Annotated in this window: 6 protein-coding genes; 5 read left to right on the top strand and 1 reads right to left on the bottom strand. The window is 73.3% G+C overall.

What is annotated here, in order from left to right; genetic code table 11:
* Nucleotides 1-5 precede the first annotated feature (5 nt).
* Nucleotides 6-1,151 carry an S-methyl-5-thioribose-1-phosphate isomerase gene (gene mtnA / locus ACWEBX_RS28300; RefSeq protein WP_451887621.1) on the bottom strand — a complete coding sequence of 382 codons (1,146 nt, stop codon included), beginning with the start codon at nucleotides 1,149-1,151 and terminating at the stop codon, nucleotides 6-8.
* 141 nt (nucleotides 1,152-1,292) lie between these two features.
* Here mtnA and ACWEBX_RS28305 point away from each other — a divergent pair, with 141 nt between their 5' ends.
* The 5 genes from ACWEBX_RS28305 to ACWEBX_RS28325 are packed head-to-tail and all read left to right on the top strand — an operon-like array spanning nucleotide 1,293 to nucleotide 6,870.
* Entirely contained in the window at nucleotides 1,293-2,612 is a 1,320-nt protein-coding gene (locus tag ACWEBX_RS28305) for a glycerophosphoryl diester phosphodiesterase membrane domain-containing protein (RefSeq protein ID WP_451887622.1), read from the top strand.
* 4 nt (nucleotides 2,613-2,616) lie between these two features.
* Nucleotides 2,617-3,375, top strand: a complete 759-nt coding sequence (locus ACWEBX_RS28310; protein WP_451887623.1) for a DUF4129 domain-containing protein — start codon at nucleotides 2,617-2,619, stop codon at nucleotides 3,373-3,375.
* The gene (locus ACWEBX_RS28315; protein WP_451887624.1) at nucleotides 3,372-4,562 is read left to right on the top strand and encodes a DUF4350 domain-containing protein; all 1,191 of its coding nucleotides are present in this window, start codon (nucleotides 3,372-3,374) and stop codon (nucleotides 4,560-4,562) included. Before ACWEBX_RS28310 ends, ACWEBX_RS28315 begins: the two co-directional genes overlap by 4 nt.
* A complete protein-coding gene (locus tag ACWEBX_RS28320) occupies nucleotides 4,562-5,560 on the top strand; it encodes an AAA family ATPase (protein ID WP_451887625.1) in 999 nt (332 codons plus the stop codon). The genes ACWEBX_RS28315 and ACWEBX_RS28320 overlap by 1 nt, the downstream gene beginning before the upstream one ends.
* Nucleotides 5,560-6,870: a DUF58 domain-containing protein gene (locus ACWEBX_RS28325; protein WP_451887626.1), complete on the top strand. Its 1,311-nt coding sequence runs from the start codon at nucleotides 5,560-5,562 to the stop codon at nucleotides 6,868-6,870. The genes ACWEBX_RS28320 and ACWEBX_RS28325 overlap by 1 nt, the downstream gene beginning before the upstream one ends.
* The last annotated feature ends 128 nt before the right edge of the window (nucleotides 6,871-6,998 follow it).

The raw sequence follows: 6,998 nt of genomic DNA on the forward strand, positions 1-6,998 counted from the left end.
ATTAACTAAATCGTTACCTGGCGTGACAAGTCACACAGCTCGGCGAGAGCCTCAGCCGTCACGGGCGAAACAACGCCCTCTTCGGTGACGATCGCCGTGATCAACTCCGGCGGCGTCACGTCGAACGCCGGGTTGTACGCCTGGGTCCCCAGGGGTGCCACAGGTATACCCCCTCCCGGCTCCACGCCCGCCACCGGGACCTGCGGAGCTGCGATCTCCGTCACTTCATGACCCGCGCGCTGCTCGACTTCGATGGACGCGCCGTCGGGCGTGTCCTGATCGATGGTCGTCACCGGCGCCACCACGATGAACGGCACATGGTGGTACCTGGCGAGCACCGCGAGCGGATAGCTCCCCACCTTGTTCGCCACCGAACCGTCGGCGGTGATGCGGTCGGCCCCGATCAGCACCGCGTCCACCTCCCCGGCCGCGAACAGGGAGCCCGCCGCGTTGTCCGTGAGCAGGGTGTACGCCATGCCGCTGCGAGCGGCCTCGTAGGCCGTCAGCCGGGCACCCTGCAGCAGGGGCCGCGTCTCGTCCACCCAGAGCCGCCGCAACTGCCCCGCCCGGTGCGCGGCGAGCGCCACGGCGAACGCGGTGCCCTCACCGCCGGAGACCAGCGCGCCGGTGTTGCAGTGCGTGAGGACCCGGTGGCTGCCGCCCGGCAGCAGTTCGTCGAGCAGCGCGAGGCCGCGCTCGGCCATGCGCGCGCTCGCCTCGGCGTCCTCGCGGTGCAGAGTCCGCGCCGCGTTCAGCGCGGCCGCCGCGGCCACCGCCTCGTCGCCGCCCGCCGAGAGCGCCGCCCGGTGGGCCGCCTGCGCCCGGCGCACACCGACCGCGAGGTTCACGGCGGTCGGCCGGGCACCGGCCAGGGCATGGGCGGCCTCCTCCACGTCGAAGCCGCGTACGGCGGCGAGCGCGACGCCGTACGCACCGGCGATCCCGAGCAGCGGCGCCCCGCGCACCGCGAGCGTACGGATCGCCTCCACCAGTGCCGGCGCGTCCGTGCACACCAGCTCGACCTCCTCCGCGGGGAGCCGCGTCTGGTCGAGAAGGACCACCACGGGACCTTCGGGCGGCTCGTGCCAGCGGATCGCGGGTATCTCCGTCGGTCCGCTGTCCTCGCGGGCTTGCGCGTAGTGATCGGCCATTCGCCCAGTCTGCCCCGTACCCGGCCGACAATTGAAGGTGTGCAGCCCATACGGGGGCCCGTCCCTCGCCGGGCACGCCGTGACACGATGGCTGCCAACCTGCCGCCGCGACCGCGGGACGGGCACCGTGAAGGAGCGACGATGAACGACACTCCGGGCTGGGCGTCGCCCGGATCCGCCCCCTCCGGCGAAGAGACGCCGGACTCGTCCGGCACCCCGCGGCCCGCGGACCAGGACGGAGCGAATCCGCCCGAGCAGCCGTCGAAGTGGTCCAAGGAGCAGCCCCCGCCCGGTCAGTGGTCCTCGCCCGCCCCGCAGGGGCCCCCGCAGGCCCCGCCGCCCCCCGCGCCCGGCCCCGGCTGGGGCAGCCGTCCGCCGGGCGGCCAGGGCGGCGGATACGGCGGCTGGGGAGGCCCCGGACAGGGCGCCCCCGGAGGTCCCGGCGGCTGGGGCGGCACCTGGGGCGCGCAGGCGCCCGCCGCCAAGCCCGGCGTGATCCCGCTGCGCCCGCTCGGCGTCGGCGAGATCCTGGACGGCGCCGTGTCGACCATGCGCGCCCACTGGCGCACGGTCCTCGGCATCTCGCTGGCCGTCGCCGTCGTCACGCAGGTCGCCATCATCCTGGTCCAGGGCTTCGTCCTGGACAGCACCGACACGGAGGCGCTCAACGACCCCAGTGCCACCGTCGGCGAGCTGAGCCGGGCCATGGGCGACGCCCTTCTCGGCTCCGGTCTCGTCCTGCTCGTCACCCTGCTCGGCACCATCGTCGCGACGGCCCTGCTCACCTCGGTGACCAGCCGTGCCGTGATCGGCAAGCCGGTGACCACGGGCGAGGCGTGGCGGGACGCCCGTCCCCAGCTCGCCCGGCTCTTCGGCCTGACCCTGCTGCTCCCGCTCATCGCCGTCGCGATCCTCACCGCCGGCGCACTGCCGGGTCTGCTCGTGATGGCGGGCGGCTCGGCCGACGCCGGCTTCACGCTCGCCGTCTTCGGCGCCCTGGCCGCGGGTGTCGTCACCCTCTGGCTGATGATCCGCTTCTCGCTCGCCTCCCCCGCCCTGATGCTGGAGAAGCAGAGCATCACGAAGTCGATGCGCCGCTCCGCGAAACTCGTCCGCGGCTCCTGGTGGCGGGTGTTCGGCATCCAGCTCCTCGCCGCGATCATCGCCTTCATCGTGGAGTCGATCGTCGTGATCCCCTTCGCCGTCCTCGCCGCCGCACTGAGCGGCGACGGCCTGACCGGCTTCCTCGACAGCTCCGGCGGCGACCTCGGCTGGACCTACCTCATCGTCAGCGGCATCGGGTCGGTGATCGGATCCATGATCACCTTCCCGATCACCGCAGGCGTCACGGTGCTCCTGTACATCGACCGCCGCATCCGCCGCGAGGCCCTCGACCTCGATCTGGCCCGGGCCGCCGGCCTCCAGGGATACGGCACCACCGGCACCACACCAGGGAGTTGATGCGGTGAACGGGGCGGGGGGAGTTCTCACGGCGGTACTCGCGGGGCCGCACACCGGTGCGACAGCGGTCCTCGCGCTGTCCCGCGACGACACACCACCGGTGACCACACCGCGCGAGGCCGCACGGGAGGCGGCCAGACGCGAACTGTCCAAGCGGATGTACCACGAGAACGACCCCGGCCTCGTCCAGCGCGCCCTGAACGCCTTCTGGGACTGGGTCGACCGATTGTTCGGCGCCGCCTCGTCCGCGACACCCGGCGGAACACTCGGACTCGTCGTCATCGTCCTCGCCGTCGTGGCGGTCGTGGCCGCCCTGTGGTGGCGCCTGGGCACTCCGCACCGGACCCCCGCCTCGTCCGCCGCCCTCTTCGACGACCGCCCCAGGAGCGCCGCCGAACACCGCGCCGCCGCCGAGGCACACGCCGCCCAGGGCCACTGGAACCAGGCCGTCCAGGAACGGATGCGCGCCGTCGTACGGTCCCTGGAGGAACGCGCCCTGCTCGATCCCCGCCCCGGCCGCACGGCCGACGAGGCGGCCGCCGAGGCGAGCCGCCCCCTGCCCTCCCACGCCGACCGACTGCGCGCCGCGGCACGCGACTTCGACGACATCACGTACGGCGGCCGCACCGGCGACCCACGCGCGTACCAGCACCTCACCGCACTCGACCACGACCTGGAGCGCACCAGGCCCGTCCTCACGGACAGCGCCGCCGGCTCGCACCCGAAGACGGCCCGCAACGGCCACCAGGGGGCCGCCTCATGACCGAGGCCACCCTCACCCCCACCTCGTCCTCGCCCACCACCCGCCAGATCTGGACCCGCACGCGCGGAATCGTCCTCGCGCTCGTCCTCCTGCTGGCGGCCGGTGTCGCGATAGCCGCGGTCCGCTCGGACGCCCGGCACGGCCGCCTCGACCCGCGCTCCGCCGACCCCTCCGGCAGCAAGGCCGTCGCCCGGCTCCTCGCCGACCGGGGAGTCTCCACGCGCGTGGTCACCACCCTCGGCGAGGCACGCTCCGCGGCCGGCCCCGACACCACCCTGTTGATCACGTCCCCCGACCTGCTGACCAAGCGTCAACAGACGCTCCTGCACACGGCGACGGAACAATCCGGCGGCCGTACGGTCCTGATCTCGCCCGGATCGCCCTCCCTGGGCACCCTCGCCCCCGAGGTCACCGCCGACCCCGCGGTCAGCCTCGACTCGACGCTCTCCCCCCGCTGCGGGCTGCCCGCCGCCCGCCGAGCAGGCAGCGCCGACACGGGCGGCATCCGCTACGGCACCACCGCCAAGAACGCCGACACCTGCTACCCGAGCGACGGACTGGCCACCCTCGTACGCGTGCCGGCCCGCGCGGGAAGCGGCGACACCGTCGTGGTCGGCGCCCCCGACATCCTCTACAACGACCGTCTCGACGAGCAGGGCAACGCCTCGCTCGCGCTCCAACTCCTCGGCTCCCGCACCCACCTGGTCTGGTACCTCCCCTCGCTCTCCGACGACTCGGCCACCGACACGGACCGCCGGAGCTTCTTCGACCTGCTCCCCTCGGGCTGGCTCTGGGGCACCCTGCAGCTCTTCATCGCCGCCGTCGTGGCAGCACTGTGGCGGGCACGCCGCATGGGCCCCCTCGTACCCGAACGGCTTCCCGTCGCGATCCGCGCCTCCGAGACCGCCGAAGGCCGCGCCCGCCTCTACCGCAAGGCCGCCGCCCGCGACCGCGCGGCCGCCGCTCTCCGCTCCGCCACCCGCACCCGCCTCGCCCCCCTCATCGGCGTACCCCCGGCCCAGGCGCACGCGCCCGAGACCCTGCTCCCCGCCCTGGCCACCCACGTCGACGGCAACCCACAGGCCCTGCTCCCGCTCCTCTTCGGGCCGCCGCCCCGCGACGACGCGGCCCTCGTCTCCCTCGCCGACCAACTCGACGCCCTCGAAAGAGAGGTACGCATTTCATGATGGACCCGACCACTGACAACGCCGGGTACACCGGGTACACCAGAGACGCGGACACCGCCCGCTCCTCCCTGGAAGCCCTGCGCACCGAGATCGCCAAAGCCGTGGTCGGCCAGGACCCCGCTGTGACCGGCCTCGTCGTCGCCCTCCTGTGCCGCGGACACGTTCTCCTCGAAGGAGTCCCCGGAGTGGCCAAGACGCTGCTCGTCCGCGCACTCGCGTCCGCCCTGGAACTCGACACCAAGCGCGTCCAGTTCACCCCCGACCTCATGCCGAGCGACGTCACCGGCTCGCTCGTCTACGACGCCCGCACCGCCGCGTTCTCCTTCCAGCCCGGCCCGGTCTTCACCAACCTCCTGCTCGCCGACGAGATCAACCGCACGCCTCCCAAGACCCAGTCGTCGCTGCTGGAGGCGATGGAGGAACGCCAGGTCACCGTCGACGGCACACCCCGGCCGCTGCCCGAGCCCTTCCTGGTCGCCGCGACCCAGAACCCGGTCGAGTACGAGGGAACGTATCCGCTCCCCGAGGCCCAACTGGACCGCTTCCTCCTCAAACTGACGATCCCGCTGCCTTCCCGCCGGGACGAGATCGACGTCCTCACCCGTCACTCCGAGGGCTTCAATCCGCGCGATCTGCGCGCCGCGGGCCTGCGCCCCGTCGCGGGCCCCGCCGACCTCGAAGCCGCCCGCGCCGCGGTCGCCAAGACGACGGTCTCTCCCGAGATCACCGGCTACGTCGTCGACCTGTGCCGCGCGACCCGCCAGTCGCCGTCGCTCACGCTCGGCGTCTCCCCGCGCGGCGCGACGGCCCTGCTCGCCACCGCCCGTGCCTGGGCCTGGCTGACCGGCCGCGACTACGTGATCCCCGACGACGTCAAGGCCCTGGCCCTGCCGACCCTGCGCCACCGTGTGCAACTCCGCCCCGAGGCCGAGATGGAGGGCGTGACGGCCGACTCCGTCATCAGCGCGATCCTCGCCCACGTCCCCGTCCCCCGCTGATGGCACTCACCGGACGCGCCGCTCTCCTGGCGGCCCTGGGCGCGCTCCCTGTCGGCATCTGGGGGCCCAGTTGGACAGGCGTCCTCGCCGTGAACGTCCCCCTGGCCCTGGCCTGCGCCTGCGACGCCGCCCTCGCGGCTCCCGTACGACGTCTGGGCCTGACCCGCTCGGGGGACACCTCGGTGCGCCTCGGTGAGTCCGCCGACGTCACCCTCACCGTCACCAACCCCTCCGGCCGCCTCCTGCGCGGCCACCTCAGGGACGCCTGGCCGCCGAGCAGTTGGGAACCCGGCACGGAGGTCGAGGCCTCCCGCCACCGTCTGACGGTCCCCGCCGGCGAACGCCGCCGTCTGACGACCCGTCTGCGCCCCACACGCCGGGGCGACCGCCGGGCCGACCGTGTCACGATCCGCTCGTTCGGCCCGCTCGGCCTGTTCTCCCGTCAGGGCAGTCACGAAGTCCCCTGGGCCGTGCGCGTCCTGCCCCCCTTCACCAGCCGGAAGCATCTCCCTTCCAAACTGGCCCGGCTCCGTGAACTCGACGGCCGCACCAGTGTGCTGACGCGCGGTGAGGGAACGGAGTTCGACAGTCTGCGCGAGTACGTTCCCGGCGACGACACCCGCTCCATCGACTGGCGCGCCACAGCCCGCCGGACGACGGTCGCCGTACGCACCTGGCGTCCCGAGCGCGACCGCCACATCCTTCTGGTCCTCGACACCGGCCGCACCTCCGCGGGCCGCGTCGGCGACGCGCCCCGCCTCGACGCTTCCATGGACGCGGCCCTGCTCCTCGGCGCCCTGGCCTCCCGCGCCGGCGACCGCGTGGACCTCCTCGCCTACGACCGCCGGGTACGCGCCCTGGTCCAGGGCCGTGCGGCCGGCGACGTCCTTCCGTCCCTGGTCAACGCCATGGCCGGGCTCGAACCGGAGCTCGTCGAGACGGACGCCCGCGGCCTGACCGCGACAGCCCTGCGTACGGCCCCGCGACGCTCCTTGATCGTGCTGCTGACGACCCTCGACGCCGCCCCGGTCGAAGAGGGCCTGCTCCCGGTGCTCTCCAGCCTCACCCAGCGCCACACGGTGCTGCTGGCATCGGTCGCGGACCCGCACGTCGCACGCATGGCGAAGGACCGGGGAGACATCGACGCGGTGTACGAGGCAGCGGCGGCGGCCCAGGCCGAGGCGGGACGTCAGCGCACCGCCGAGACGCTGCGGCGTCGCGGCGTCACCGTCGTGGACGCGACTCCGGACGACCTCGCGCCGGCCCTTGCGGACGCCTACCTGGCGCTGAAGTCCGCGGGCCGCCTGTAAACGCCGCTAATAGAACCAGGAAGTCGGCACGCCGACCATCAGCCGACCGTGAACGGAGAGCGGGAAAATGATTCTGAACGCAGAAAACCCCCGGACCGGTATCCCCGGTCCGGGGGTTTTCTCAAAAT

The organism is Streptomyces sp. NPDC005070, from assembly GCF_053600395.1.